The organism is Shigella dysenteriae (genome assembly GCF_022354085.1).
GTDB lineage: Bacteria > Pseudomonadota > Gammaproteobacteria > Enterobacterales > Enterobacteriaceae > Escherichia > Escherichia coli.
The window spans coordinates 4,603,866-4,630,738 of the sequence record NZ_CP055055.1; the positions used below are offsets into that span (position 1 = coordinate 4,603,866).

The 26,873-nt window shown below is 51.7% G+C and carries 23 protein-coding genes and 1 tRNA gene; 5 read left to right on the forward strand and 19 right to left on the reverse strand.

The window, feature by feature from the left end:
* Nucleotides 1-5 precede the first annotated feature (5 nt).
* Genes bcsB through bcsR form a run of 4 tightly spaced genes read right to left on the reverse strand, consistent with a single transcriptional unit; the run spans nt 6 to nt 5,923 of the window.
* Nucleotides 6-2,345 carry a cellulose biosynthesis cyclic di-GMP-binding regulatory protein BcsB gene (gene bcsB, locus HUZ68_RS22010; RefSeq protein WP_001307454.1) on the reverse strand — a complete coding sequence of 780 codons (2,340 nt, stop codon included), beginning with the start codon at nt 2,343-2,345 and terminating at the stop codon, nt 6-8.
* Between the two features lie 10 nt (nt 2,346-2,355).
* Nucleotides 2,356-4,974 carry a UDP-forming cellulose synthase catalytic subunit gene (bcsA, locus tag HUZ68_RS22015; RefSeq protein WP_000025892.1) on the reverse strand — a complete coding sequence of 873 codons (2,619 nt, stop codon included), beginning with the start codon at nt 4,972-4,974 and terminating at the stop codon, nt 2,356-2,358.
* Nucleotides 4,971-5,723 carry a cellulose biosynthesis protein BcsQ gene (bcsQ, locus tag HUZ68_RS22020; RefSeq protein WP_000279528.1) on the reverse strand — a complete coding sequence of 251 codons (753 nt, stop codon included), beginning with the start codon at nt 5,721-5,723 and terminating at the stop codon, nt 4,971-4,973. The genes bcsA and bcsQ overlap by 4 nt, the downstream gene beginning before the upstream one ends.
* Before the next feature lie 11 nt (nt 5,724-5,734).
* Nucleotides 5,735-5,923: a cellulose biosynthesis protein BcsR gene (gene bcsR, locus HUZ68_RS22025; RefSeq protein WP_001063318.1), complete on the reverse strand. Its 189-nt coding sequence runs from the start codon at nt 5,921-5,923 to the stop codon at nt 5,735-5,737.
* 272 nt (nt 5,924-6,195) lie between these two features.
* Between bcsR and bcsE the strand changes: the two genes are divergently transcribed.
* The 3 genes from bcsE to bcsG are packed head-to-tail and all read left to right on the forward strand — an operon-like array spanning nt 6,196 to nt 9,631.
* A complete protein-coding gene (bcsE, locus tag HUZ68_RS22030; protein ID WP_001204906.1) occupies nt 6,196-7,767 on the forward strand; it encodes a cellulose biosynthesis c-di-GMP-binding protein BcsE in 1,572 nt (523 codons plus the stop codon).
* The gene (bcsF, locus tag HUZ68_RS22035; RefSeq protein WP_000988308.1) at nt 7,764-7,955 is read left to right on the forward strand and encodes a cellulose biosynthesis protein BcsF; all 192 of its coding nucleotides are present in this window, start codon (nt 7,764-7,766) and stop codon (nt 7,953-7,955) included. Before bcsE ends, bcsF begins: the two co-directional genes overlap by 4 nt.
* Complete coding sequence (gene bcsG, locus HUZ68_RS22040) at nt 7,952-9,631, forward strand: cellulose biosynthesis protein BcsG (protein WP_239593973.1); 1,680 nt, start codon at nt 7,952-7,954, stop codon at nt 9,629-9,631. Before bcsF ends, bcsG begins: the two co-directional genes overlap by 4 nt.
* Nucleotides 9,632-9,717: 86 nt before the next feature.
* Here bcsG and HUZ68_RS22045 read toward each other — a convergent pair whose 3' ends face one another.
* The 3 genes from HUZ68_RS22045 to HUZ68_RS22055 form a co-directional block, all read right to left on the reverse strand.
* Nucleotides 9,718-9,825 (reverse strand): type I toxin-antitoxin system toxin Ldr family protein, encoded by a 108-nt coding sequence (locus HUZ68_RS22045; RefSeq protein WP_001295224.1) that lies wholly within the window; start codon nt 9,823-9,825, stop codon nt 9,718-9,720.
* Nucleotides 9,826-10,200: 375 nt separating this feature from the next.
* Complete coding sequence (locus tag HUZ68_RS22050) at nt 10,201-10,308, reverse strand: type I toxin-antitoxin system toxin Ldr family protein (RefSeq protein ID WP_001295224.1); 108 nt, start codon at nt 10,306-10,308, stop codon at nt 10,201-10,203.
* Between the two features lie 375 nt (nt 10,309-10,683).
* A complete protein-coding gene (locus HUZ68_RS22055; protein ID WP_001295224.1) occupies nt 10,684-10,791 on the reverse strand; it encodes a type I toxin-antitoxin system toxin Ldr family protein in 108 nt (35 codons plus the stop codon).
* A gap of 475 nt (nt 10,792-11,266) precedes the next feature.
* On the opposite strand from HUZ68_RS22055, the gene HUZ68_RS22060 reads away from it, so the two are divergent.
* Nucleotides 11,267-12,538 (forward strand): aromatic amino acid transport family protein, encoded by a 1,272-nt coding sequence (locus tag HUZ68_RS22060; protein ID WP_001626220.1) that lies wholly within the window; start codon nt 11,267-11,269, stop codon nt 12,536-12,538.
* Nucleotides 12,539-12,567: 29 nt separating this feature from the next.
* Here HUZ68_RS22060 and dppF read toward each other — a convergent pair whose 3' ends face one another.
* The 4 genes from dppF to dppB are packed head-to-tail and all read right to left on the reverse strand — an operon-like array spanning nt 12,568 to nt 16,494.
* Entirely contained in the window at nt 12,568-13,572 is a 1,005-nt protein-coding gene (gene dppF / locus HUZ68_RS22065; RefSeq protein ID WP_000107036.1) for a dipeptide ABC transporter ATP-binding subunit DppF, read from the reverse strand.
* Nucleotides 13,569-14,552, reverse strand: coding sequence for a dipeptide ABC transporter ATP-binding protein (gene dppD / locus HUZ68_RS22070; RefSeq protein WP_001196486.1), 984 nt, complete (start codon nt 14,550-14,552; stop codon nt 13,569-13,571). Before dppD ends, dppF begins: the two co-directional genes overlap by 4 nt.
* A gap of 10 nt (nt 14,553-14,562) precedes the next feature.
* Nucleotides 14,563-15,465 (reverse strand): dipeptide ABC transporter permease DppC, encoded by a 903-nt coding sequence (dppC, locus tag HUZ68_RS22075; RefSeq protein ID WP_000084677.1) that lies wholly within the window; start codon nt 15,463-15,465, stop codon nt 14,563-14,565.
* 9 nt (nt 15,466-15,474) lie between these two features.
* Nucleotides 15,475-16,494 (reverse strand): dipeptide ABC transporter permease DppB, encoded by a 1,020-nt coding sequence (gene dppB / locus HUZ68_RS22080; protein WP_000938853.1) that lies wholly within the window; start codon nt 16,492-16,494, stop codon nt 15,475-15,477.
* A 17-nt stretch (nt 16,495-16,511) separates the two neighbouring features.
* Here dppB and HUZ68_RS22085 point away from each other — a divergent pair, with 17 nt between their 5' ends.
* The gene (locus HUZ68_RS22085; protein WP_032153267.1) at nt 16,512-16,739 is read left to right on the forward strand and encodes a hypothetical protein; all 228 of its coding nucleotides are present in this window, start codon (nt 16,512-16,514) and stop codon (nt 16,737-16,739) included.
* Between the two features lie 62 nt (nt 16,740-16,801).
* Here the strand turns inward: HUZ68_RS22085 and dppA are convergent, their stop codons facing one another.
* From dppA to lpfA1, 8 genes are all read right to left on the reverse strand, one after another.
* A complete protein-coding gene (gene dppA, locus HUZ68_RS22090; protein ID WP_001222883.1) occupies nt 16,802-18,409 on the reverse strand; it encodes a dipeptide ABC transporter substrate-binding protein DppA in 1,608 nt (535 codons plus the stop codon).
* A gap of 752 nt (nt 18,410-19,161) precedes the next feature.
* Nucleotides 19,162-19,238: transfer RNA gene (locus HUZ68_RS22095), tRNA-Pro, on the reverse strand.
* A 91-nt stretch (nt 19,239-19,329) separates the two neighbouring features.
* The gene (gene eptB, locus HUZ68_RS22100; RefSeq protein ID WP_001269211.1) at nt 19,330-21,021 is read right to left on the reverse strand and encodes a kdo(2)-lipid A phosphoethanolamine 7''-transferase; all 1,692 of its coding nucleotides are present in this window, start codon (nt 21,019-21,021) and stop codon (nt 19,330-19,332) included.
* Between the two features lie 254 nt (nt 21,022-21,275).
* A complete protein-coding gene (lpfE, locus tag HUZ68_RS22105; RefSeq protein ID WP_115444553.1) occupies nt 21,276-21,806 on the reverse strand; it encodes a long polar fimbrial protein LpfE in 531 nt (176 codons plus the stop codon).
* A 4-nt stretch (nt 21,807-21,810) separates the two neighbouring features.
* The gene (locus HUZ68_RS22110) at nt 21,811-22,872 is read right to left on the reverse strand and encodes a fimbrial protein (protein WP_239593974.1); all 1,062 of its coding nucleotides are present in this window, start codon (nt 22,870-22,872) and stop codon (nt 21,811-21,813) included.
* 14 nt (nt 22,873-22,886) lie between these two features.
* Nucleotides 22,887-25,460 (reverse strand): outer membrane usher protein LpfC, encoded by a 2,574-nt coding sequence (gene lpfC / locus HUZ68_RS22115; RefSeq protein WP_239593975.1) that lies wholly within the window; start codon nt 25,458-25,460, stop codon nt 22,887-22,889.
* Between the two features lie 28 nt (nt 25,461-25,488).
* Nucleotides 25,489-26,175 carry a long polar fimbrial biogenesis chaperone LpfB gene (gene lpfB / locus HUZ68_RS22120; protein WP_000836896.1) on the reverse strand — a complete coding sequence of 229 codons (687 nt, stop codon included), beginning with the start codon at nt 26,173-26,175 and terminating at the stop codon, nt 25,489-25,491.
* 64 nt (nt 26,176-26,239) lie between these two features.
* Nucleotides 26,240-26,764 (reverse strand): long polar fimbria major subunit LpfA1, encoded by a 525-nt coding sequence (gene lpfA1 / locus HUZ68_RS22125; RefSeq protein WP_000758163.1) that lies wholly within the window; start codon nt 26,762-26,764, stop codon nt 26,240-26,242.
* Nucleotides 26,765-26,873 lie beyond the last annotated feature (109 nt).

The following is a 26,873-nucleotide window of genomic DNA, read 5'->3' on the forward strand; positions in this document are numbered from 1 at the left end:
TTCAATTACTCGTTATCCGGGTTAAGACGACGACGACTAATAATTCGCAGCAGACGCCACAGTACCCATGCCAGCAATATCACACTGATAGCCGCCAGCACCGCCAGCAGAATCGGATGGTTTGCCAGCGCATACCACAAGCGCTCGAACCACGGCAGATGACCTACGTAATAAACGTCGCCAACACGTAGGCTGTTGATACCGGACTCGCGGATCACCGCGACCGAACCGAACATGGTGGCGCGTTTGCCGCTATCGTTCACCGCATCGTTAAGCATTTCATAACCGCGTGGGCTATCTGCCAGCAGCGCAATCACGCTGCGCTGGTCGTTATACGGCGACTGGAAGCCAATCACCGCCGCCATCGCACCGGAAGAGGTCAGCGTTGACTGGGTTTCTGCCGCGCGATCGCTCTCGTCCGGCACAATGCCGGGGAACGGGGTCTGGCGCATCGGTGTTTTCACCCAGCTTTCGGTCGCCTGCACCAATAGGTCGATCTGCTTATCGTCTTTCAGTTTGTCCGGGATACCACCGATGATCATGATGTCGGCATCTTTGCCCTGAATGGTGCTGCCATCATCGGTCACCGTCAGATTAATCGCCGGGAAGCCCGTCTGTGCGCCGATAAAACCAACAGTATTCAGCAACGTTTCCATCTGTGCTTCGTTAGGCGCTTTCGGCATCACGGTGATGGTTTGCGACAGATCCGCCATCCGGCTGAATGGGAAGCCCGCGTTAGCAAAGGCGCGTAGATCCGGCATCGGGATGAAGTGGTAATACTTCGAGAAGTCGATGGTGGAGTCGTCACCAATCACCACATGATTCTGCACCGGCTGGAAGGTAATACAGTTATCCACCGAACCGCCCGGCATCGGGTTCATATACTCAAAGTCGAAGCGCAGCTGGTTGGTCGCGCCCAGTTTCAGCGCCGGAATAGAGACATCTGTTTTGCCATCCAGCAAACCTTGTAATACCGGAATCCGCAGCAGCAGGCGGTTCGCCTCCTGTTTGCTGCTCAGGTTGAAGGATTGCAGGAACTGGTTATTCAGGCTGATATCCATCCGCGAACTGTCTTTCACCGGCGGCATGGTGTAGCGGTAATTAATATCCATATCAATGCCGGTACTGCGCATCAGGTAGAGATCCGGCGGCAGGTTTAGCGAAACGTTAATCGCTGCTGGCTCAAGACCGCTGGATTGTAACTGTTCTTCATAGGTTTTCAGTTCGCCAAATGTGACCGGACGATCGGTACGTACCCAGTTCGGCGCATCGTACGGCTTACGCGGTAGCAGCGGTTTCACTTCATTCACTACCACGCTTTCACCACGGAACAGAATGTTACCCTGAGCGATACCTTTCGCTGCCTGCAACAGGTCTTTGTCGTCACGACCAAACACCACCAGCAGTTTGACGTAAGGATTCTGCGGATGGTTAATCATCTCAATCACAGGGGCTTTTACCGCCGGATGATCGCGCAGGAAGTCCGGCCGTTTGTCGTTGGTTGCAAAGACAATGGCATTGCGATCCGGCAGTTGGTTATAGAGTACCGGGAAGTTCTGCCCACGCCAGCCAGAACGCGAACCAAACCACGAGGCGACAATGGCAGAGGCTTGTTGCAGCCCAACATCCGGCGCACCCGCAAAGACCATCGGCAAGGTGTTGGTGCGGTTATCACGCGGATCAAAGAATGGCACCGGGAAGTGTGACAGGTCATTCTTCACATTCAGGGTCTGATAGGTCAGATCCAGTCCACTGCTCCGCCCAACATCCAGCCAAAGCGTGGTGCTGGCCGGGTTTTCGCACACGTCCTGATAATGGCCGACAAACTCCAGCCGCACACGGTTGAAGTCGGTAATAAACAGTGGGTTAATGGGCATTTGCGCCAGCGTTTTTTTACCCAACTGTTCTTTGGTCACTGGCAGCACGCCCATCAGCTCATCATTGAGATAAACCTTTAACTGCGACTGGACAGGCAGTAACGATGGCGATGGCGTGTATTCGAGGTTGAGCATCGCCTTCGTCACCACTTCATCGCTGCGCATACCAAACTCAATGCTGCCGTTCGGGTTAATGCCACGTAGCACCATGCTGCCCGGCGGCGGCGCAATTTGCGCAAAGGTCAGCTTCACATCACGCGAAGGACCGTTCTGCGCCACGACTGGCGCATCAGCGCCCTGCACGCCCGGCATCACTTGCCCCACCTGCGGATTTTGTTCCGTCTGGGCGGCTACAGCTGGCTCAGCATTGATCAGTGGTTGCGTTGCTGGCGTCGCCTGCGTCATGAAAGAGGGGAACGCACTCATCCCCATAGCCACTGCACAAATCCAGAATAGTTTTCTTTTCATCGCGTTATCATCATTGTTGAGCCAAAGCCTGATCCGATGGTTGTGCCGTTTCGCTCCGCTCCGGGCGGCGCGGAATAAACGATACAACCCAGGAAACCAGAGAAGTCAGCACACGGAATATGCCCTTCACCGAAGAAGGCGCAAACTCCGCCAGATGGCGGTAGCCACGGAAGCCGAGCTTCAGAATATCCAGCAGACTTTCCAGCGGCTTATCTTCCGGGTAGCTGTCCTGCCAGAGCGCCCATGTATCCGCACGGGCAAACGTACACTGCACAAAATCGATATGTTGCTGGGTGGTGAGCGGCATTAATTTCAGCCCAACTTCATTACCCATCACGCGCGCCACCTGGGTCGGGAAGACGTATTCCTGCTGACCGCGTTTAAGCAACAGATTCACTTTCTGCCCTTCCAGAATCTGCGCCTGACCGTTGATCTTGATCCCCAAACCACCGTCGGAGAAATCCTGAACGGTACACGAGAAGAGGTGACCATCTTCGCGGGCAATTGCCGCGGGCATCGTCATCTCCACGCGGTGCGATCGGCGTACCTGTTTGCTTTCTACCGATACCGCAACTGCGCCGCCAAGAACAATCAGGTTGTAGAACACCCACACCATACTGACGACCACGGTGAGCATCTCGGTTGGCGGGCCATAGAAGTAGCGCCAGATGCCTACCGCAACGCCCACCAGGTTGAGTAGAACAAGGAAGATGTAGGGCCGCGAGATCACCCAGTCGACGTACTCTTCTTCCACCAGTCCACCTTTGGCGGTGACGTTAAATTTGCCTTTGTGCGGGTTAATCAGCGCCACCAGCGTCGGTGGTGCGATATACCACGCCAGCACCGTTTCGTAGATTTCACTCCAGAAAGAGTGGCGATATTTGCCCTGGATCTTCGAGTTGGTCAGGCTGGCATGGATCATATGCGGCAGCACGAATAGGGCGATCATCAACGCTGGCGCATAGATGATGTAGGCATGAAGCAGCAGGAACGCCAGCGGCGCAGTCAGGAAGATCAGCCGTGGAATGCCCGACAAGAAGTGGAACATGGCGTTGACGTAGCACAGCCGCTGAGCAAACTTCAGTCCTTTACCGGTGAGCGGGTTATCGAGACGGAAGATTTGCACCATCCCGCGCGCCCAGCGAATACGCTGACCGATATGCGCCGACAGACTTTCGGTCGCCAGCCCCGCCGCCTGCGGAATACGCATATACGCGGAGGTATATCCACGACGGTGCAAACGCAGAGAAGTATGCGCATCTTCAGTCACAGTTTCGACAGCAATGCCGCCAATTTCATCCAGCGGCTTACGGCGAATCACCGCACAGGAACCGCAGAAGAAAGTGGCGTCCCACATATCGTTGCCATCCTGCACCAGACCATAGAACAGCGTGCCTTCGTTCGGTGTTTTACGAAAACGCCCCAGGTTGCGTTCAAACGGGTCTGGCGAGAAGAAGTGGTGTGGAGTCTGCATCATCGCCAGCTGTTTCTCTTTCAGGAACCAGCCCATGGTCATTTGCAGGAACGATCGCGTTGGTACGTGGTCGCAGTCGAAAATCGACACGAACTCGCCTTTGGCATATTTCAGCGCATTGTTGATGTTGCCCGCTTTCGCATGTTCATGAGTGGTACGGGCGATATATTTCACCCCCACGTTTTGCGCAAACTGGCGAAACTCTTCCCTACCGCCGTCATCGAGGATCCAGATGTTCAGCTTGTCTTTCGGCCAGTCGATACCCAGCGAGGCGTAAATAGTATTTTTCACCACGTTGAGATCTTCGTTGTAAGTCGGGACAAAGATATCCACCGACGGCCACAGCGACATATCTTTCGGCAATGGCACCGGCTGACGATTCAGCGGCCATACTACCTGGAAGTAGCCGAGCACCAGCACAATCCACGCGTACGTTTCAGCGAAGAGCAGAATAAGCCCGCACACCAGGCTGACCGGATCGTCCCAGTTCAGCGTAGAGGTGTAACGCCACCAGATATAACGGCAAGAAACGGTCAGCGACAGCACAATCAACATTAGCGCCGAGAAGCGCCCCGGCATCCGCCGTACGATCAGCGCTACCCCCCACAGCAGCATCAGGAAGATAAACTGCGCCAGCGGGTTAAACGGCTGAGTAACGCAGATTAACGCCAGAATCAGCGAGAAGGTGACGATGATACCGAGGATCAACCGCCGCGCCCCGGCACTCAAATGACCGAGCTCTTTTTTCTCATCCAGATGCTGTGTTTTATGGCTAACGCGCTCAGGCAGCTCGTTCATCCATTGATGGTAACGTCCACGAATATTTTGCAGACCTGAAAATGCCCGCCTGCGCGGTTTCGGCGTTTCTTTGCGCGATGCACCGATCAATAACCAGCATGTTTGAATGAGATAACGGACCGGGTCCAGCGGACGCGGACGCGAGGCGTTGATATGCGGATACAGGTTTTTATGTTCTGCGCGAATACGCTGCCAGCGCGGGTGCTCCAGCGGAATAAAAATCCAGGCCAGGATCATCCAGAAACAGCCGAGCGTCGCGCTGAAAGCCGACGCACCGTGACGACGATAATCGCGATAACGCCCGATAAGCCGCGCGTTGACCGGCGGGATAAGCAACCACCGGGTCAGGATACTCATGATGCACTCCCGACTGGCGTTTTCAGCCCGGAGTAGTTCAACAGGCACCAGTTCGCCAGCGTCAGTATCTCTTCAGCCGCCAGCGCATCACTGCGATATTCACCTACTGGTTGCTTAGCCGCCAGGCATTCAGCCATCGCTTCATCACGATGAATGAGCATCGGCAGTAATCGGCGCTGGCTTTGCAACCAAAGCTGGTAAATATCGTCCTGAACCTGACTGCCAATACGGAAGTCATTAATCAAAATATGTGCGCCATCCGGCAGCGCTTGCTGATGCAGTCGGATATGGCAGTTGGCATCCACATTGACGATTGCCAGCGAGTGATCGCACAAACTCAGCAGCTGGTGGGTTATCTGCGAGGCATCACGCGGTAAGTCGATTAAAATCCACTGGTAACGCCCGCTGGCTTTTAGTTGCTGTAAGCCGGAGCAAATATCGCTCAGCCGGGTTTGCCAGTGCTGTGGATTTTCTTGTTCTTCAATGGATAACTGACCAAAAGGCAGCAAATCGAGCTGCGAGGTGTAGCGCAACCCAGCGTCACGCCAGTCCTGGCCATCCAGCATCGCTCTGGCCCAGCCCTGACGGTGGGTAAAATCAACATTAAATGACAGGCGCAACAAGTTGTCCGGGCAGGCATCGACCACCAGAACATTTTCTCCCAACATTTGTAATGACCAGGCTAATGCGGCGGTGATGGTTGTTGTCCCCACGCCTCCCCGCACCCCCTGCAATCCCAGTACGGCCATTCACCAATCCCCTACTTTTGTTGCGCAAACTCTGCCAGCAACGGCCAGCGTTTTAATGCCGCGGCCAACTGTTCGCGTTGGGAAATATCGGCATAATCAATATCAGGCAGTGAAAATGCCTGCTTTAACGCCACAATATCATTCTGGAAGATATAGCCTATCGCGGGATCAGGCAGAGTATCTGGTTCATTGTTATTCATTTTGCTTGATCCCTATGAAATAACCGTACCGTTCATGAGACAATTCTAACCGTGAGCATTTCGCCGGTTTATTGTTTACGGCGAGACGGGAATTTGCTCACTTTTTGACTTTCCGTTACGCAACAGAAAAAGTTAAAAACGAAAAGACTAAAATCACACGTCTTGTGACCTTCTAAATTGATTCACATGCTAAATCTGATAAGTTTTAATTTCAATGGTAGGTTTATTTCTTAGCTTTCGCTAGTAAACTGATAATCAGACAAAATGGTGACATGAGGGACATTGTGGACCCTGTATTCTCTATCGGTATCTCATCATTATGGGATGAGCTGCGACATATGCCAGCAGGCGGCGTCTGGTGGTTTAACGTCGATCGCCATGAAGATGCTATCAGTCTGGCGAATCAAACAATTGCATCCCAGGCTGCAACCGCACACGTCGCGGTCATTAGCATGGACAGCGATCCGGCGAAAATCTTTCAATTAGATGATTCTCAAGGGCCGGAAAAAATAAAATTATTTTCAATGCTAAATCATGAAAAAGGTCTATACTATTTGACCCGTGATTTGCAGTGTTCTATTGATCCCCATAATTACCTTTTTATTCTTGTTTGCGCAAATAACGCATGGCAAAACATTCCTGCCGAGCGGCTTCGCTCATGGTTGGATAAAATGAATAAATGGAGCAGGTTAAACCATTGTTCGCTTTTGGTAATTAATCCCGGAAATAATAACGATAAACAATTTTCATTGTTGCTTGAGGAATACCGTTCACTTTTTGGTCTTGCCAGTTTGCGTTTTCAGGGTGACCAACATTTGCTGGATATTGCCTTCTGGTGCAACGAAAAAGGGGTCAGCGCCCGTCAGCAGCTTAGCGTTCAGCAACAAAATGGTATCTGGACATTAGTTCAAAGCGAAGAGGCGGAGATCCAACCACGCAGCGACGAAAAACGCATTCTGAGTAATGTTGCTGTACTGGAAGGTGCGCCGCCGCTATCGGAACACTGGCAACTGTTCAACAATAACGAAGTCCTGTTCAATGAAGCCCGTACCGCTCAGGCGGCGACGGTGGTCTTTTCTTTACAGCAAAATGCGCAAATCGAGCCACTGGCCCGCAGCATTCATACCCTGCGTCGCCAGCGCGGTAGTGCGATGAAAATCCTCGTGCGGGAAAATACCGCTAGCCTGCGCGCCACCGATGAACGTTTGTTATTGGCCTGCGGTGCAAATATGGTTATTCCGTGGAATGCGCCACTCTCCCGTTGTCTGACGATGATCGAAAGCGTGCAAGGGCAGAAGTTTAGTCGCTATGTGCCGGAAGATATCACTACCTTGCTGTCAATGACCCAGCCGCTCAAACTGCGTGGTTTCCAGAAGTGGGATGTGTTCTGTAATGCCGTCAACAACATGATGAATAACCCTCTCTTGCCTGCCCACGGTAAAGGCGTTCTGGTTGCCCTACGTCCGGTACCGGGTATCCGCGTTGAACAAGCCCTGACGCTGTGTCGCCCTAACCGTACCGGCGATATCATGACCATTGGCGGTAATCGGCTGGTGCTGTTTCTCTCATTCTGTCGGATTAACGATCTGGATACCGCGTTGAATCATATTTTCCCATTGCCTACTGGCGACATTTTCTCAAACCGTATGGTCTGGTTTGAAGATGATCAAATCAGTGCCGAGCTGGTGCAGATGCGCTTGCTTGCCCCAGAACAATGGGGCATGCCGCTGCCTTTAACGCAAAGTTCTAAACCGGTCATCAATGCCGAGCACGATGGTCGCCACTGGCGACGAATACCAGAACCCATGCGACTGTTAGATGATGCTGTGGAGCGCTCATCATGATGACCATCAGCGATATCATTGAAATTATTGTCGTTTGCGCACTGATATTTTTCCCGCTGGGCTATCTGGCGCGGCACTCTTTGCGACGCATTCGCGACACCTTACGTTTGTTCTTTGCTAAACCTCGTTATGTTAAACCGGCCGGGACGTTACGCCGCACGGAAAAAGCCAGGGCAACCAAAAAATGACTCAATTTACACAAAATACCGCCATGCCTTCTTCCCTCTGGCAATACTGGCGCGGCCTTTCCGGCTGGAACTTCTATTTTCTGGTTAAGTTCGGCCTGTTGTGGGCGGGATATCTTAACTTCCATCCGCTCCTCAATTTGGTGTTTGCCGCGTTTCTGCTGATGCCCATTCCGCGCTACAGCCTGCATCGCTTGCGCCACTGGATTGCCCTGCCGATCGGCTTTGCTTTGTTCTGGCATGACACCTGGTTGCCTGGCCCGGAAAGCATAATGAGCCAGGGTTCGCAGGTGGCGGGGTTCAGTACCGATTATTTAATCGACCTTGTCACACGCTTTATTAACTGGCAGATGATTGGGGCCATTTTTGTTTTATTAGTGGCCTGGTTATTCCTGTCACAATGGATTCGCATTACCGTTTTTGTGGTTGCCATACTGCTATGGCTGAACGTACTTACCCTGGCGGGACCAAGTTTCTCCTTGTGGCCAGCCGGACAACCGACGACCACTGTAACAACGACGGGTGGTAACGCAGCGGCAACCGTTGCGGCGACGGGTGGCGCACCGGTAGTGGGTGATATGCCCGCACAAACTGCACCGCCAACAACGGCGAACCTTAACGCCTGGCTGAATAATTTCTATAACGCGGAGGCGAAACGTAAATCGACCTTCCCGTCTTCGCTGCCCGCTGATGCTCAGCCATTTGAACTACTGGTGATTAACATCTGTTCGCTTTCCTGGTCGGATATAGAAGCCGCCGGGTTGATGTCGCATCCACTGTGGTCGCATTTCGATATTGAGTTCAAGAACTTTAACTCCGCCACCTCCTACAGTGGCCCGGCGGCGATCCGTTTACTGCGCGCCAGCTGCGGGCAGACTTCGCACACTAATCTGTATCAACCGGCAAATAACGACTGCTATCTGTTTGATAACCTTTCGAAACTGGGCTTTACCCAGCACCTGATGATGGGGCATAACGGCCAGTTCGGCGGTTTTTTGAAAGAAGTTCGCGAAAATGGCGGCATGCAGACTGAATTGATGGATCAAACAAATCTGCCGGTTATTTTGCTGGGCTTTGATGGTTCGCCGGTTTATGACGATACCGCCGTGCTTAACCGCTGGCTGGACGTTACCGAAAAAGATAAAAATAGCCGTAGTGCCACGTTCTACAACACGCTTCCACTGCATGACGGCAACCATTATCCGGGGGTCAGCAAAACAGCGGATTACAAAGCGCGGGCGCAGAAATTCTTTGATGAACTGGACGCCTTCTTTACTGAACTGGAGAAATCGGGTCGTAAAGTGATGGTGGTCGTGGTGCCGGAACTCGGCGGCGCGCTGAAGGGCGACAGAATGCAGGTATCTGGCCTACGTGATATCCCTAGCCCGTCTATCACAGACGTCCCCGTTGGGGTGAAATTCTTCGGCATGAAGGCACCACATCAGGGGGCACCGATTGTCATTGACCAACCGAGCAGCTTCCTGGCTATCTCCGATCTGGTGGTTCGCGTTCTTGATGGCAAGATTTTCACCGAAGACAATGTTGACTGGAAAAAACTCACCAGTGGGTTGCCACAAACAGCACCGGTCTCCGAGAACTCAAATGCAGTAGTTATTCAATACCAGGATAAACCGTACGTTCGCCTGAACGGCGGCGACTGGGTGCCTTACCCGCAGTAAGCACGAAAAAGGCCGCAGAGTTTCACCCCTGCGGCCTGGTCCGGGCGCAAATTGCCATTACGGCAGCCTGACGCCCGCATGACACGTTACTTCCGCTTGTTCAGCCAGTTCACGATCATACTGGCAAGAATGCCAGCAATGACCGGAGCCGCTAAATCATGCCAGAAGGCCATGCCCAGTTCTGCGAGCGTCATATAGCCGCCTGTGTTGTAATGACAACGTTTCGCGGCTATTCTTGAGTTGTTCAGGTTCAAGAATGGCCCCCGTGATGTTGTCAGGTGCATACCTGCAACGTGCGGGGGTTTTCTCTCTCCAGCAACCAATGCCACCAGGGATAAAGCCCCCGCAACATTGCGCCTCACCGGAACCCTTCCGGCTTGACGCTGATTCTACGACTGTTTTTCTGTTCCGGAATCCATCACTTACTCACTCTGTGCTGCGCATTCCGCAGAATATTATCCGCTTGCAACCGTTGCATTTTTCTTACGAAAAAGGCCGCAGAGTTTCACCCCTGCGGCCTGATCCGGGCGCAAATTGCCATTACGGCAGCCTGACGCCCGCATGGCACGTTACTTCCGCTTGTTCAGCCAGTTCACGATCATACTGGCAAGAATACCAGCAATGACCGGAGCCGCTAAATCATGCCAGAAGGCCATGCCCAGTTCTGCGAGCGTCATATAGCCGCCTGTATTGTAATGACAACGTTTCGCGGCTATTCTTGTATTGTTTGGATGCAAGAATGGCCCCCGTGGTGTTGTCAGGTGCATACCTGCAACGTGCGGGGGTTTTCTCTCTCCAGCAACCAATGCCACCAGGGATTAAGCCCCCGCAACATTGCGCCTCACCGGAATCCTTCCGGCTTGACGCTGATTCTACGACTGTTTTTCTGTTCCGGAATCCGTCTCATCTTCACTCTGTGCTGCGCATTCCGCAGAATATTATCCGCTTGCAATCGTTGCATTTTTCTTACGAAAAAGGCCGCAGAGTTTCACCCCTGCGGCCTGGTCCGGGCGCAAATTGCCATTACGGCAGCCTGACGCCCGCATGACACGTTACTTCCGCTTGTTCAGCCAGTTCACGATCATACTGGCAAGAATGCCAGCAATGACCGGAGCCGCTAAATCATGCCAGAAGGCCATGCCCAGTTCTGCGAGCGTCATATAGCCGCCTGTGTTGTAATGACAACGTTTCGCGGCTATTCTTGAGTGGTCTAGGTTCAAGATTAGCCCCCGTGGTGTTGTCAGGTGCATACCTGCAACGTGCGGGGGTTTTCTCTCTCCAGCAACCAATGCCACCAGGGATTAAGCCCCCGCAACATTGCGCCTCACCGGAACCCTTCCGGCTTGCCGCTAATTTTACGATTGCTTTTTACTGTCAGCACTCGGCAATCTTCCTCATTGCGTGATGCCTTCCAGCTTAATTTCTTAATTTGCAATAGTTGCAGTTCATATCCGGGCTGACTCCAGACTGGTAGTGAAATGCGCAATTTTGTAGAATTGCGCCTCCTCGCGACCTCCCCAGTGAATCTGTTGCCTCATTTTTTACATACTGCGTATTCGACTTCTCCACCTGTTGCGCAAGAGAAACTGGGTTTATTCATTTTTGCGAGGCCGACTTCTTTCTGGACAGGACTTTATGCAGCACAACACACTACCGAAACACGATCAGAAATTGCCGTTTACACGCTACGACTTCGGCTGGGTTTTATTATGCATAGGCATGGCGATTGGTGCCGGAACCGTGCTGATGCCAGTACAAATTGGCTTGAAGGGAATTTGGGTATTTATTACCGCAGCGATCATTGCTTATCCTGCCACCTGGGTAGTGCAGGACATTTATTTAAAAACCCTTTCTGAAAGCGATTCCTGTAATGACTACACCGATATTATCAGTCATTACCTGGGGAAGAACTGGGGAATTTTCCTCGGGGTTATCTACTTTTTGATGATTATCCACGGGATTTTTATCTACTCTCTCTCCGTGGTTTTCGACAGCGCCTCGTACCTGAAAACCTTCGGTTTAACCGATGCCGATCTTTCACAATCTCTACTTTATAAAGTCGCTATTTTCGCCGTACTGGTAGCGATTGCGTCTGGTGGTGAACGATTACTGTTTAAGATTTCTGGGCCAATGGTGGTGGTCAAAGTAGGGATTATTGTCGTGTTCGGTTTTGCGATGATCCCGCACTGGAATTTCGCCAATATAACCGCCTTCCCGCAAGCCTCCGTCTTTTTCCGCGATGTCCTGCTTACCATTCCATTTTGCTTCTTTTCTGCAGTATTTATTCAGGTACTTAACCCAATGAATATTGCCTATCGTAAACGGGAAGCGGATAAAGTACTGGCAACCCGGCTCGCGCTGCGTACCCACCGAATTAGTTATATCACGCTCATCGCGGTGATACTGTTTTTTGCCTTTTCGTTTACCTTCTCAATTAGCCACGAAGAAGCCGTTTCTGCCTTTGAACAAAATATCTCGGCACTGGCACTGGCCGCGCAGGTGATCCCTGGGCATATCATTCATATCACCTCTACGGTGCTGAATATCTTTGCCGTACTGACCGCATTCTTTGGCATTTATCTCGGTTTCCACGAGGCCATTAAAGGCATTATTCTCAATCTGTTAAGCCGAATTATTGATACCAAGAAAATTAACTCACGCGTGCTGACTCTGGCGATCTGCACTTTTATCGTCATTACGTTGACGATTTGGGTTTCGTTTCGTGTATCGGTGCTGGTGTTCTTTCAGTTGGGAAGCCCGTTATATGGCATTGTGTCGTGCCTCATTCCGTTTTTCCTGATCTATAAAGTCGCACAACTGGAAAAACTTCGCGGATTTAAAGCCTGGCTGATTCTGCTTTACGGCATTTTGCTATGCTTGTCGCCACTGTTGAAGCTGATTGAGTAAACCGGAGCGCATGGCCCCGGTTTTGTGAGTTAACGCTGCGGATTTTCATCCTGATCAACAGCAAAACAAGCTACCAGTTGACCGCCGTAGTCTTTTAGCTGCGGCTGCAACTGGGTGCAGGGGCCGAAGCGCCGACGACAGCGGGCGTTAAACGCGCAGCCCGGCGGTGGATTCAGCGGGCTTGGCAGTTCACCGGTGAGTTTGATGCGCTCGCGGCGATCGTCCGGGTTCAGGCGTGGTGTAGCGGAAAGTAGCGCCTGAGTGTACGGATGACGCGGGTTATTGAAGATTTGGTCTTTCGTTCCCTTCTCCACGCAGCGGCCCAGGTACATCACCATCACTTCATCAGCAATGTGCTCCACCACCGACAGGTCGTGGGAGATGAAGACATAAGAAAGCCCCAGTTCCTGCTGCAAATCCATCATCAGGTTGAGCACCTGTGCACGCACCGAGACGTCCAGCGCGGAGACCGGTTCATCGGCAATCACCACGTCCGGGTCGAGCATCAGACCACGGGCAATAGCGATACGCTGACGTTGTCCGCCGGAGAACATATGCGGATAGCGGTCATAGTGCTCGGTTTTCAGGCCGACTTTCGCCATCATCGACAGGGCTTTTTCCCGACGCTGTTCTTTGCTTAAGCTGGTGTTGATCAGCAGCGGCTCTTCAAGAATTTGCCCGACTTTTTTACGCGGATTCAGCGAACCGTAAGGGTTCTGGAAGACAATCTGGATTTTCTGCCGACGCAGCTTCTGCGCCTGCGGATCGTGCTTAAGCAGATCCTGCCCCTGGTAATACAGCTCGCCGCCGGTGGGCGTTTCAATCATCGTCAGCAACCGACCGAGGGTCGATTTACCGCAGCCAGATTCACCTACTACCGCCAGCGTTTTGCCACGTTCAAGGTTAAACGAAACGCCGTCCAGCGCCTTCACCAGACGTTCCGGAGCGAACATACCTTTCTTCACCGGATAATGTTTTTTCAGGTCGATAGCCTGCAACAGCGGTTGTTGCGAGGTGGCCTCTTGCGTACTCATAGTGTCGGCCTCCCGGCATCATCAAGTGGGTAATGGCATTTGGACTGACGCCCGTCAGCGAGCATATTCAGCGCCGGTTCTTCAGCGCGACATCTGTCAGTGGCATAGGGGCAGCGCGGGTTAAGCAGGCAGCCGTTCGGGCGGTCGTACTTGCCGGGAACAACGCCAGGCAACGATGCCAGACGTTCTTTGTCCTGAGCAAATTCCGGCAGCGCACGCAGCAATGCCTGAGTATACGGGTGACGCGGCGCATGGAAGATGGCGTGCGCATCGCCCGTTTCCACCACCTGACCGGCATACATCACGATGATTTTATGTGCCGCTTCCGCCACCAGCGCCAGGTCATGGGTAATTAACACCAGCGCCATGTTCTCTTTCTGCTGTAGCTCCAGCAGTAGTTCAATGATTTGCGCCTGAATGGTCACGTCCAGCGCAGTGGTTGGTTCATCGGCAATCAGCAGTTTTGGCCGACAGGCAATGGCCATCGCAATCATCACGCGCTGGCTCATGCCGCCGGAAAGCTGATGCGGGTAAACATCCAGACGCGAAGCCGGATCGGGAATACCGACCTGATTCAACAAGTCAATCGCCCGCTGACGACGAGTGCTCTTATTACCGCCCTGATGCACCTTAATCGCTTCCATGATCTGGAAACCCACTGTGTAGCACGGGTTAAGGCTGGTCATCGGGTCCTGGAAGATCATCGCCACTTCGGCACCCACCAGGTTGCGGCGCTCTTTTTCTGAGATACGCTGTAAATCCTGACCGTTAAACTCCAGCTTTTCCGCCATTACGCGGCCCGGATAATCAATCAGCCCCATAATCGCCAGCGAACTGACCGATTTACCAGAGCCGGACTCACCCACAATCCCGACCACTTCGCCCTGTTTTACGCTGTAGCTGATGCGGTCTACGGCGCGGAACGGTGCGCTTTCGTCGCCGAAATGCACCGATAATTTATCTACATTTAATAACGCCATCTCGAACCTCTTACTGCTTCAGTTTGGGATCGAGCGCGTCACGCAGACCGTCACCCATCAGGTTAAATGCCAGCACCGTCAGCAGGATCGCCAGACCCGGGAAGGTCACGACCCACCAGGCGCTTTGCGCGAACTGCAACACGTCGGAGAGCATGGTGCCCCACTCCGGCGTTGGCGGCTGCGCCCCCATGCCGAGGAAACCAAGAGCAGCCATATCGAGAATGGCGTTAGAGAAACCGAGCGACGCCTGAACAATCAGAGGCGCAAGGCAGTTCGGGAAGATGTTAATAAACATCTGACGCATCGCCCCGGCACCTGCCACGCGAGACGCGGTAACGTAATCGCGATTCACCTCCACCAGCACTGCGGCGCGGGTTAAGCGTACATAGTGCGGCAAGGCAACGAAGGTCAGCGCCAGCGCGGCGTTACCAATCGACGGGCCGAAAATCGCCACCAGCACCAGTGCCAACAGCAGACTTGGCAGCGCCAGCATGATATCGACCACGCGCATGATGATGTTATCGACCAGGCCGCCAAAGTAACCGGCGATCAGGCCGAGAATGACGCCCATAATCAGCGACAACACCACCACCAGACAGCCAACCAGCAGCGACAAGCGTGCGCCGTACATCAGGCGCGACAGCACATCACGCCCTACGTCATCGGTGCCCAGCAAGTGCGCCATGCTGCCACCTTCCTGCCAGGCTGGCGGGGCGAGCAGTGCATCGCGGAACTGTTCCGCCGGGTTATAGGGAGCAATCCAGTTGGCAAAGATCGCGATAAACAGCACGATGACGACGTAAACCAGCCCGACGACCGCGCCTTTGTTGCGTTTAAAATAGTGCCAGAACTCCTGTAATGGGGTCATCGGCACCGGTGCGCTAATCACTTTATTTTCAGTAACCTGTGACATGATGTCCCCTTACTTCTTATGACGAATACGCGGGTTCACCACGCCGTACAGCAGATCGACCAGCAGATTGACGAGGATAATCATCGTCGCCACCAGCAATACGCCGCCCTGCACTACCGGATAGTCGCGGCGTTGCAGTGCGTCAATCAACCAGCGCCCCAGACCGGGCCACGAGAAGATGGTTTCGGTCAGAATCGCCCCCGCCAGCAATGTTCCCACCTGGAGGCCGATAACGGTCACTACCGGCAGCATCGCGTTACGCAGCGCATGGACGATAATCACCCTAAGGCGGGTCAACCCTTTGGCGCGCGCGGTGCGGATGTAATCTTCACCCAGCACTTCCAGCATCGAGGAGCGTGTCATACGCACAATGACCGCCAGCGGAATAGTACCCAGCACAATGGCGGGCAAGATCATATGGGCGACGGCATCGATAAAGTTACCGTCTTCACCCCAGATGGCGGTGTCGATCAGCATAAAACCGGTTAACGGATTGGAATCATCGAGGAACACCATATCGCTCACGCGACCGGAGACGGGTGTCAGGTTCCAGTGCACCGAAACCAGCATGATCAGCATCATGCCCCACCAGAAGATAGGCATTGAATAACCTGTCAGCGCCAGGCCAACCGCTGTGTGATCGAAAATGGAACCGCGTTTAACCGCAGCCAGCACACCAACCGGAATACCGACTGCCGTAGCAAAAATCATCGCGCAGACGCCAAGTTCCAGCGTGGCCTGAAAGCGCGGCACGAACTCTTCCCATACCGGGATGCGGCTTTTCATTGAAATGCCTAGATCGCCATGCATAACGCCCCAAATGTAATGGAGATACTGCTGCCACATCGGTTTATCTAAGCCGAGTTCAGCCAGCAACTGCGCGTGACGCTCTGGGGAGATCCCACGTTCGCCCGCCATGATCATCACCGGATCGCCCGGGATCATGTGGACAAAGGCAAATGTGAGAAGGGTAATACCGATAAACGTGGGGATGACGAGTCCCAAACGTCGGAGAATAAACTGCAACATAACCCGGATTCTCTGTAGTGACCCGCAGCCTGGAACTGCGTGTCTGTATTGCTCACAAATCAATTCCCGCCCAGGTCGGGCAGGGAATGAAGTATTGCTGCCGGATGGCGCTGCACGCAGAGGCACAGCACCACCGGGTATGCAGATTGTTGACAAAGAGCGCTTTGTTTATGCCGGATGCGGCGTTAACGCCTTATCCGGCCTACAAAATCGTGCAAACTCAATACATTGCAGAATTTTCGTAGGCCTGATAAGCGGAGCGCATCAGGCAGTTTTGCCTTTGCCATCAGTCTTGTATGGCTTTTAATTATTCGATAGAGACGTTTTCGAAGTGATGTTTGCCTAATGGATCAACCACATAGCCTTTAACTTCTTTGCGTACCGGTTCAAACACGGTGGAGTGAGCGATGATCAGTGCCGGAGCCTGATCGTGCATCACCACCTGCGCTTGCTTGTACAGTTCAACGCGTTTGTTATGGTCGTCGGTAGCACGCGCCGGTTGAATCAGATCTTCAAACGGTTTGTAGCACCATTTTGAGTAGTTGGAGCCTTGTTCAGAGGCGGCGCAGCTGAACAGAGTGGCGAAGAAGTTATCCGGATCCCCGTTATCGCCAGTCCAGCCCATCATTACCGTCTGGTGCTCGCCATCTTTCGCACGCTTGAGGTACTCACCCCATTCGTAGGTGACAATTTTGGCCTGCACGCCGACTTTCGCCCAGTCTGCCTGAATCATCTCCGCCATGCGGCGAGCGTTCGGGTTATACGGACGTTGTACCGGCATCGCCCACAGGTCGATGGAGAAACCTTTTTCCAGACCCGCTTCTTTCAGCAAGGCTTTCGCTTTTTCAGGATCGTAGGTGTAGTCCTGAACGTCGTCGTTATAGCCCCACATGGTTGGCGGGATCAGGTTTTTCGCTGATACACCCGCGCCCTGATAAACCGCTTTGATGATCGCGTCTTTGTTCACCGCGTAGGTCAGAGCCTGGCGAACTTTCACGTCATCGAGTGGTTTTTTCTGCACGTTATACGAGAGATAACCGACGTTCAGCCCCGGCATTTCCATCAGGTTGATAGATTTATCCTGCTTCATGCGGGCGATATCTGCCGGGTTCGGGTACGGCATCACCTGGCATTCATTTTTCTGCAATTTAGCGTAACGCACGGAAGCGTCAGGGGTAATAGAGAAAACCAGCGTATCGATCTGCGGTTTGGTGCCCCAGTAGCCATCAAACGCTTTGTAGCGAATACGGGAATCTTTCTGGTACTGCTGTAACTGGAACGGACCGGTTCCGATTGGGTTGAGGTCCAGTTTTTCCGGTGTACCGGCTTTCATCATCGCATCAGCATATTCTTTTGACAGAATAGAGGCGAAGTCCATTGCCAGGTCAGCGAGGAACGGCGCTTCCGGGCGAGTCAGCACAAACTGAACGGTGTTGTCGTCCACCTTTTTCACTTCGCTGATCAGCTCCGGCAAGCCCATGCCTTCGAAGTATTCGTAGCTACCGCCAGAAACTTTATGGTACGGGTTTTGCGCGTTTTTCTGACGATCGAACGAGAACACCACGTCATCGGCGTTCAGTTCGCGCGTCGGTTTGAATTCTTTATTGTCGTGCCACTTCACACCTTTACGCAGATGGAAGGTGTAGGTTTTACCGTCTTCGCTGACTTCCCACTTTTCAGCGAGGCCCGGGATCACTTCGGTGGTGCCGATTTTAAATTCAACCAGACGGTTATAAAGCGGGACGGAAGAGGCGTCATAGGTGGTGCCGGAGGTAAACAGCTGCGGGTTAAACCCTTCCGGAGATCCTTCTGAGCAATAAACCAGAGTTTTAGCCTGAACACTTGCTGCGACGGTCATAGCCACCAGGCTGAGACCAAGCTTCAGCATCCCTGACTTTTTCAAGGAAATACGCATTATTCTGCTCCAATTGTGATGTTTGTTGTTTTAACCCTTTGCAGTGGGTTGTCGCTGCCTGACCTTTTTTGTTTTTTGCCCGGTCGGGTCAACGTTATGAGGTGGGGATGCCGTACTAATTAACATCAGTGTAACAGTGCGGTTCCTCCATAAAATGCCCCTCGTGACCTACAATCTGTCAACAGAATGTGAAAACGTCAATACAGCCAACCGGGATTTACACCAACGGTGAGAATCCACAAACAAAGATTAAAAAAACTTCAAACAGCTATTTGCAGCAGAGAAATTTGTGCTACTCCAACATGACCAGAACAATCAGCTTAATATTTAGCAACATTTGGTGATTAAGTTTTATGCATTTAATGAAAAAAATCTGAGGAAAAGGTGGATATCTGAGCGATTAATACCATGAACGCTAAAACGCACAGCGGAAAATGCCAGCGCCAGCCATAAGTAACGCAAAAAAAGATTTAAGCAAATATAAAAAAAGACAATGGTTTCTGTCACAAATCCGTTAATGGATAGTGAGATATGGGGCGCAAATTTGGCAGGGAAATGTGTGGTGTGCTGCCGTTTAGGTCGGATAAGACGGGTACGCTGCATCCGACAATGAGTGCGGTGCCGTTGCCTGATGCGACGCTGACGCGTCTTATCAGGCCTACGTCGAGTCGAACCTCCCTGCCCCCGGAGGTTCTCATCCTCTTCAGGTCGCAGAAAGCAAAAAACCAGCCCGTAGGCTGGTTTTTCTAAATTGGTCGGTGATAGAGGATTCGAACCTCCGACCCCTTCGTCCCGAACGAAGTGCGCTACCAGGCTGCGCCAATCACCGAATGCGGGGCGCATCTTACTGCGCAGATACGCCCTCGTCAATCCCTTAATAGCAAAATGCCTTTTGATCGGCGAGAAAGTCAGCAGGCCTCTTAGTTAGCCGCTGCCTCTTTTGTCTGCGGGATGTGACACCAGTTGTTGTTTTCGTTAATTCCACCATCCGGTGAAGTATAGCCAAGACAACCCATGATGGTGTCGTACAGCTCTACGTGACGGCGTGGCACTTTCATGTCGGCTGCTTTTTTCAGCTGCGCAAACGCCTGCGCATTGACCGGATTTTCCAGATATTTATCTGACATCCAGACCATCATCGGTACGCGGAACTGCTCCGGCGGTGCCAGTTCACGCGGCGTGCCGTGCAGGTGCTCGCGTTCATTAATTGACTCGCCGTGGTCAGCTGCGTAGAACACAATCGCTTTCTTATCGCGAACCTGATCAATCACACTGGAGATAAAGTGATCCACATAGGTCACCGAGTTGTCATAGGAGTTGATCATCTGCGCTTTGGTACATCCGCTATCAACACCAATACATTCCGGCTTCCACTGCGCAAAGCTGCGCGGGTAACGCTGGGTGTAGTTAAAGTGCGAACCTTTGGTATGCAGAATGATTAGATGCTTACCATCCGGGTTGCGCCCCAGCGATTGCTGCATTTCGTCTACCAGCAACATATCATCTACCGGCTTGCCACGGTTACGTGGCTCCGCACCAATCTGTTCACGGTAAGCAATATTGTCCGCCATCGTATTGCTGTAGAACCACATTTCGCTCTGCATAGCGTAGAGGTCAGAACTGAATCCTAACTGCTTCAGTACCGCGAAAATGTTCTGTTCTTTTAATGTGCGCTGCGGATTATCTTCCGCGCCCCCCTGACGTACAAACATGCAACGCAGAGAGAGTTTGGTTGCGGTATCACAGGAGTAACCACGGAACGCCGCCAGATTTTTCTCCTGGGCCAGCTTCGGCGTGGTATTACGCTCATAGCCGAAAATGCCCATATGGTCCCAACGCGTAGTTTCACCGATGATAAACACGACATAAGTGTCATTAACATTTTGCGGTGCCTGATAAGTGAATTTCTTCGCCGGGTTAAGCAATGAATTATTATCGGAAGATTCATCGACCCGCGCCCAGGCGTACAGCCCCAACGCAGAAAGCCAGTTTGATGGCAGATAAGAGTTCGCTACGACACCGCCATAACTCGGCAAATCAACGCCGGTCGCCCTCTCCACTTTCTTCTGCTGGATATCCAGCAAACGAATCGGTGCCCAAACCATAATTCCCGCCAGTACGACGACCGCCAGGCTGCGAATACGCTGCCCTGGGGTTCGCAGTTGTCGGAGCAAGGTGTAGCGACAGCGGTTATTCCAGATAAGGATAAGAGGCAATGCGCTAACGGCGATTAACCAGAGAATAAAGTTCAGACCAACAACTTCTTTTGACAGGTCGATATCGGTGGTCATGACGGAAGCGATGATGCCATAACCAATGACCACATTAAGGAAGGTCATGTAATAGCTGGCACCTGCGGAAAAGAGCACAACCAGCGATGCCAGAATACGCCAGCTGCGGCGGCCAAACAGCGAAAGAAGACGTAGTAAAAAGAAGGTCACCAGTACGGTGGCGGCCAGTTCAACAACAGCAGAAATGCCTTTCCAGACGGTAAAATCGTGCGCATAGCTGCCGAAGCGGCGGTAAAAAACCGCGCCATTCATAAAAAGGCCAATATAGATTGCAAGCAAAAAGCTCAGCTTCTGCTGTGTAATCGATTTGATGTATCTCATGCAAACAAACCCTGGACAAACAGGTGATAACACCCTGCTTAGCGGCTTTTCAGGCCCAGCAGGGGAAAAGTGCGGAGGTAGTCAGATAAGTAAAATCTACACGCGCGAATAAGTAGACCACAGCAAAGGGAAAAAGTGTGGGGAAAGAGTGTGCATGAAGCACAAATTTACAAAAGTGCAAGTCCGGAATAGACCATTTTAACGGATTAACGACTATTCAGAGATAGGTTGGGCCAGGATGCTGGCCCAGTAACTTACTCATAGGTGATGGAAAAATTGACAAGGGCATTCGCTGTGCCACCAGTGGCCTGAGTGTTGACGACCACATAACTCGCCTGGTAGTGAAGCGACGTGGTTTCGCCATCAATCGCCCATTCAATCGGCGTTCCGCTGGAGCCTTTGGGAACTTGCTGCGTTCCTTTATCGTCCTCTATCTTCAACGCAACACCCGTTGCGCCACCAGCCTCAAGGGCAAACATGGAATCATCATCGCTGTCCGACTGACTGTCCATCTCAACGGTCGCTTTGGATATCCCATCGCACTCTTTGAGTGCAATGGTGAAATCTTTCTTGCTCAACACCGTACCGACTGCCGCAGGTTTTTGCAGCGTCATTGTTCCCATATCGACTTCGAGATCGCTTTTTTCCATCTCGCAAGCTTTAGTGGTGATAGTGATGGAGAAATGAATATCCCCTGCCGGGCCAAGATCCGTCGCCGCATTCACCCCGCAGGCAAACAGACTCAAACTGGCGATGCCGCTATGCAGCAATAGATTGAATTTCATGGCATCACTCCATTTCAAGATATATGGTCGTTACGCCTTCAAACGTCCCGCCTTTAGGCGCTTTACCCGTCGTGCTAATCGGTAAAGCCAGCAGTCGAATCGCGGCATTGCGGTGAGTTTTAGAATCCAGGCTGCTCAAATTTAATAACGTGGTGCTGCTTGCATCATTCGGTACCAAAATTTTGCCGCTGGAATCTTTCACCAGTACGCCAATATCGGGGTTGCCCATATCCACCGCTCGGGGATCGTCAGCATTGGTTGCCCCCTCAAGGCGCAACGAGACTTTGATACCATCCGAGATATTGTTGCAATCAAAGCCGAGGTTAATTTCTTGCTCTGTCGCACCTTCAGGCATTTGCCCTTGTCTGTTTTTAAACGCTGAGGAGGGGAATTCACCAAATGGCACATCCAGCACCGTGCCGGGCTTTATTTCGCAATCCTGAGTTATGGTGATGCGGCCCTGAATAGATACGGAAGATATGGGTATTGTTCCGTAATCTTTATTTGTTTTGGAGGCATACAGTTCGGCAATTAATGTAGGGGGAATGACTGAATCGCCGATAAAGGGTTTAGTAATCAAGAAAGAAAGTAATCCTCCTCCGCCCATATAAGGAGTAGTGATGACTTCATTACAGCCCGTTACCTGAAGCGCCTGTTGACCTTTAAAGGGGACAAAACCATATTGCCCCGAACTTACCTGAATCTTTGTGGATACAGACAGTTCATCGGTTAAGTAATAATACTTAAAACCACCGATATCCCTGGTCATATTCGCTATTCCACTAACCCCTTGTATCAACGTATCTTTTTCAATTTTATAGTCACCCTTATCAGGACATTCACAAATTATCGATACATTTTGTCCATTCGACCAGTTAAGGACATCCGTTAAAACCGTCCCTGCGACGTTTTTACTTGCATCGGGAACACCGACATCCACATCGACGTTATAGTGATAGGTCGTGCCATCCACAGGGGTACATGGCCCCCAGGAACCTCCGGCCAATGCCTTGCCAGAAAATCCGAATACGCATCCTAATAAAGATAATGCTATTGCCGCTTTCATTTCGCTCTCCTTGCTTACTGGCAATTGGCTGAAACAGGAACAATTCCGCCCTGTTTTAATTCCAGGGATAATTTATATGGAGCCACGCATTGCTGCGACGCCTCATTACCCCATTTAATCAGTACCCGCCCTTCCTCTGGCATCCCGCTAATATAGAGCTGCCCTTCCTCACCGACGATACTGCTCACCTCGTTTTGTTTATCGGTGATTAGCGTTGCCGTTGCTCCAAAGGGCACCGGGCTGCCCGCGGAACGAAGCAGCGTCATTAATATGCGGTAACCAACGCGGGTATCAAAACGCGCTCTGACAATCGCTCCACGCGTTGGCACCACTTTCTGGAACGCATTTTCAACGTCAACATCGTCACCCAACGAATCGCTACGCAGTGAGATTTCGTTTTCACGATACGGCATGGCGTAAGGCACGATCGCGTTACCCATCCAGTCAACCTGAACGCCGCCGTTATTCACCACGCGGGCATTGCGCGCACCGGGTACGGAGATGAGCGTCATGGTTTCGCCTAGCGGTTGGGAAAGCGTCACGCCTTCGCTATGAACTATCACGCCGCCGCGAACGCTGTAGTTGAGCTGCCGGTAATCTTTCCCGTAGCTATAGCCTACGTTGACATTACCGGACCCACCCTGATAGCCAACGTTAGCGTTACCGCTGTTACCCACACCGTTGCTGGCGTAGCCTTCCTGGACACTGTAGCTCAGGTTGCGATCCTCAAGCAGCGTTCCGCTGACCCCAACCTGTTGATTGGTACGACCATCCTGGTCGGTCGTGACGCGATAGTTACTCCAGGCCCGGCCTAGTGGAACGGAAATATTGAAAGACCACAAGCGATCGCTTTCATCCCATTCAGGGCTTTTATTCCAGCTATATGCAATACTGTAACTGACCTTGCCAATACGTCCGTTGTAACCCGCCGATACCGTGTTCTGTTTACCTGCGTCGTTCCAGTAATCCTGCTGCGTTAAATTTAAATAAACAGAGCCATAGGCCCCTAATTGCTGCGTCAGGTTACCCTGTATTTCGCTGCGCTTGTGATAACGGTTATAGTCGCTGTCAGCGTCACTGCGCACATCGGTGGCTTCCTGGAAGGTATAGAAACCGCTGGTAGAGTACCGATAGCCCGCAAGGCGGAAATCGGTGCCGCTTTCGAAGCTCTTGGAATATAAGAAACGATAAGATTGTCCCTGGCTATTGCGATCGTTATTCAACTCGCTTTTCGCCTGCGTCACATCGATGGAAATCGCCCCGATATAACCAAAGTTTTTCCCTATTCCTAACGCAAATGCATTGTAATTGTTAGAGATTAATGCGCCGCCGTAGGCGGTCATCCCCCACGGTAAACCATAAATCAGATCAAGCTGCCCGAAACGCGGCGAGCCGCTGTCATAATTCCCGGCCTGATATTCACCCGCGGCAAAGCTATATTTGAGATGGCCTTCACGCTGGAAAATAGGCACCGATGAGAATGGCTGAATAAAGCGTTGTTCGCTGCCATCCGCTTCTTTAATAATGACCGTGAGGTCACCGCTGTTTGCGGTAGGGTAAAGATCGTTTATTTCAAAGGCACCAGGCTGCACATAGGTGCGATAAATAACGTAGCCGTTTTGTTCAACACTGACTTCAGCGTTACTTTTGGCGATCCCACGAACGATAGGTGCAAAGCCTCGCTGGCTGTCGGGCAGCATCTCTTCATCGGAGGCTAACATCGCGCCACGCATCTGAACGCTGTCAAAAATATCCCCCGCGGTCGCCGTATCTCCCATTGTTAATTGCGCTTTGAAAGGCACGATGGCACGGCTAAGCGACGTACCGATATTATCCCACTGCGCTTTGCCGCCGGAATGGCTCCAGGTACTGTAATTACGTAACCGCCACGCGCCAAGGTTCAGGCCGCTGCGTAAGTTGAGGTAGTAGCTGTCGCTCTTTAGCGTATCGTTGCCATCATCATGATGAACGGTGCCATTATCATCGACATAACTGCTGGAAGAACCCGAGGAGTCATATTCACTGTTGCTCCCGCTAAAACTGTAATCCAGCAATAATGCCGGGATACCTTCGTCCCATAAAGATTCCGGCACCGTGCCGCGCGCCACCTGGTGCATCGCAGCCTGAGGGAAACTTAATACCAGCTTTTGTTCACTGAAGTCGAAATGGCTTGAGGCCTGGGGAATGATTTCGTCAAACGGCACGCAGGCTTCGGCAGGCACCAGATTGAGGGCCGGAAAGCTTTCAACGCGCACGCCCATCTCTGCCAGTTGCGTCCGGCTAAGGCAAGGCACAAGGGATTCCCCCATCGCTTTGCGCTGTGCTTCTGTGGCCTCTTTAAATTCCAGTGTGCGGGTTTCCATTCTCTGTTCATTGACGTAAACAGAGACACGATAGATGCCGGGTAACTGCTGTTCCTGGCCTTTTTCGAACATCGTTAAATCGACATGCTGGCCCACACCCTGAACGTCCTCCAGGAATTTGGGGTTAAACTTTCCGGCATGTGCAGAAAACGTGCTGGCAACAGCAACCGCCACCACAGAGATAGAAAAGGAAGAAAAAGTACGTGAAACGGTCTTCCGTGACATTGAGCAATTTCTCCTGAAAAGGTATTAATCAATCAACATTTTTAGTCATCATTTCCGCTGACGATCCAAAGTCATTGATAGTGTTATATTTAATTTTAGAAACGCTACCTGCCCCGGCGGGTAATGTAATATTTAATGACCCTTTTGCGGGTACCATGCCGGCTTTTTCAATTTCTTTGTCATTCGCAAAAAATTGATTAAAGGTAATATTAAAAACGGTGGGGTTATCGACACGGATCTGATTACCGCTACGCGTAAATCGCAGTTCGTTTGGCGCGGTTTTTACATCACCCTGTAACCCTGCCGGGCGATAAAACAGTTTGATGCGGGTGCGAACAGCAATCTGTAATACATTTTTGTTTTCGCTGTCGTCACTTTTAGACGGAATGGCTTTCACATTAACCCAGTAGACCGATTCGCGATCCTGCGGCAGGCCAGGGGTAGTATTTACAATACGCAATATATTGTTTTTTCCAGGATCGAGCCTGAACAACGGCGGGGTAATTATAAACGGTGTTTTTTTGCTGCCCGCGGCATCATCCACCCAGGACTGGATCAGAAACTCTTCCGTCTTACTTTTATTCTGTACGGTCAGCGAGGCTTCTTTCTTACTGCCATCATAAATCACACGGGTAGCACTAAGCCCAACGCCCCCCGCCAGAACTGACTGGGAGAGGAACAGAGACAGAGCCAACGCAACAAATTTACTTTTCATCATTCGATCCATGAATTTTGACGACTAATGGCGGCAATTACGCCGCCATGGGTAAAACAGACGATTACTCGTAAGACAGGTTGAAATCGACCTGCGCATTGCCGTAACCGGTCGTTACCGTTGCCAGAGTTGAAACGTAGTTGGCGGTAAAGTAGAGAACCGTCTGGCCTTTACTCAGATCAACACTTGCTTTACCACCGTTAAGAGCGACTAGGGTGTTGCTGTTATCATAAATACCGATACCAACACCTTTCGCCGCACCGGCTTCAGTACTAACAGAAATCAGATCAGATTGATCTGCATCACCAACACCGCTAAAGCTCACATTGGCTTTTTTCATCGTGGTGGTATCGCAATCTTCCAGTTTGATTTCGAAAGGTTTTGCCGGGGATTTGTCACCAACCGCAGCAAATACAGATTTTTGTACCTGACCCAACACAACTTCCTGGTTCTGAGAGTCAACGGACAGTACGCAAGGTGAATCCACGATCTCGCCTGTAAATTTAACCGTGCCGTCACCAGATTCTGCTGCAAATGCAGAGCCGGAGGTTAACGCCAGTGCAGTTAAGGCAAAAACGACCTTTTTCATGAAAAACTCCATTTTATTAAATCACATTAATTAGCAAATAGTGATGCTTTAACATTGCATCAACTTTGAAGGCGGGATTATACAAATAAACAAGGAAAAGAAAATTAAG

Bases quoted from the DNA above. Each gene is read 5' to 3' on its own strand.
- bcsB (WP_001307454.1), bottom strand. From the start codon at position 2,345: ATGAAAAGAAAACTATTCTGGATTTGTGCAGTGGCTATGGGGATGAGT.
- bcsA (WP_000025892.1), bottom strand. From the start codon at position 4,974: ATGAGTATCCTGACCCGGTGGTTGCTTATCCCGCCGGTCAACGCGCGG.
- bcsQ (WP_000279528.1), bottom strand. From the start codon at position 5,723: ATGGCCGTACTGGGATTGCAGGGGGTGCGGGGAGGCGTGGGGACAACA.
- bcsR (WP_001063318.1), bottom strand. From the start codon at position 5,923: ATGAATAACAATGAACCAGATACTCTGCCTGATCCCGCGATAGGCTAT.
- bcsE (WP_001204906.1), top strand. From the start codon at position 6,196: ATGAGGGACATTGTGGACCCTGTATTCTCTATCGGTATCTCATCATTA.
- bcsF (WP_000988308.1), top strand. From the start codon at position 7,764: ATGATGACCATCAGCGATATCATTGAAATTATTGTCGTTTGCGCACTG.
- bcsG (WP_239593973.1), top strand. From the start codon at position 7,952: ATGACTCAATTTACACAAAATACCGCCATGCCTTCTTCCCTCTGGCAA.
- HUZ68_RS22045 (WP_001295224.1), bottom strand. From the start codon at position 9,825: ATGACGCTCGCAGAACTGGGCATGGCCTTCTGGCATGATTTAGCGGCT.
- HUZ68_RS22050 (WP_001295224.1), bottom strand. From the start codon at position 10,308: ATGACGCTCGCAGAACTGGGCATGGCCTTCTGGCATGATTTAGCGGCT.
- HUZ68_RS22055 (WP_001295224.1), bottom strand. From the start codon at position 10,791: ATGACGCTCGCAGAACTGGGCATGGCCTTCTGGCATGATTTAGCGGCT.
- HUZ68_RS22060 (WP_001626220.1), top strand. From the start codon at position 11,267: ATGCAGCACAACACACTACCGAAACACGATCAGAAATTGCCGTTTACA.
- dppF (WP_000107036.1), bottom strand. From the start codon at position 13,572: ATGAGTACGCAAGAGGCCACCTCGCAACAACCGCTGTTGCAGGCTATC.
- dppD (WP_001196486.1), bottom strand. From the start codon at position 14,552: ATGGCGTTATTAAATGTAGATAAATTATCGGTGCATTTCGGCGACGAA.
- dppC (WP_000084677.1), bottom strand. From the start codon at position 15,465: ATGTCACAGGTTACTGAAAATAAAGTGATTAGCGCACCGGTGCCGATG.
- dppB (WP_000938853.1), bottom strand. From the start codon at position 16,494: ATGTTGCAGTTTATTCTCCGACGTTTGGGACTCGTCATCCCCACGTTT.
- dppA (WP_001222883.1), bottom strand. From the start codon at position 18,409: ATGCGTATTTCCTTGAAAAAGTCAGGGATGCTGAAGCTTGGTCTCAGC.
- eptB (WP_001269211.1), bottom strand. From the start codon at position 21,021: ATGAGATACATCAAATCGATTACACAGCAGAAGCTGAGCTTTTTGCTT.
- lpfE (WP_115444553.1), bottom strand. From the start codon at position 21,806: ATGAAATTCAATCTATTGCTGCATAGCGGCATCGCCAGTTTGAGTCTG.
- HUZ68_RS22110 (WP_239593974.1), bottom strand. From the start codon at position 22,872: ATGAAAGCGGCAATAGCATTATCTTTATTAGGATGCGTATTCGGATTT.
- lpfC (WP_239593975.1), bottom strand. From the start codon at position 25,460: ATGTCACGGAAGACCGTTTCACGTACTTTTTCTTCCTTTTCTATCTCT.
- lpfB (WP_000836896.1), bottom strand. From the start codon at position 26,175: ATGAAAAGTAAATTTGTTGCGTTGGCTCTGTCTCTGTTCCTCTCCCAG.
- lpfA1 (WP_000758163.1), bottom strand. From the start codon at position 26,764: ATGAAAAAGGTCGTTTTTGCCTTAACTGCACTGGCGTTAACCTCCGGC.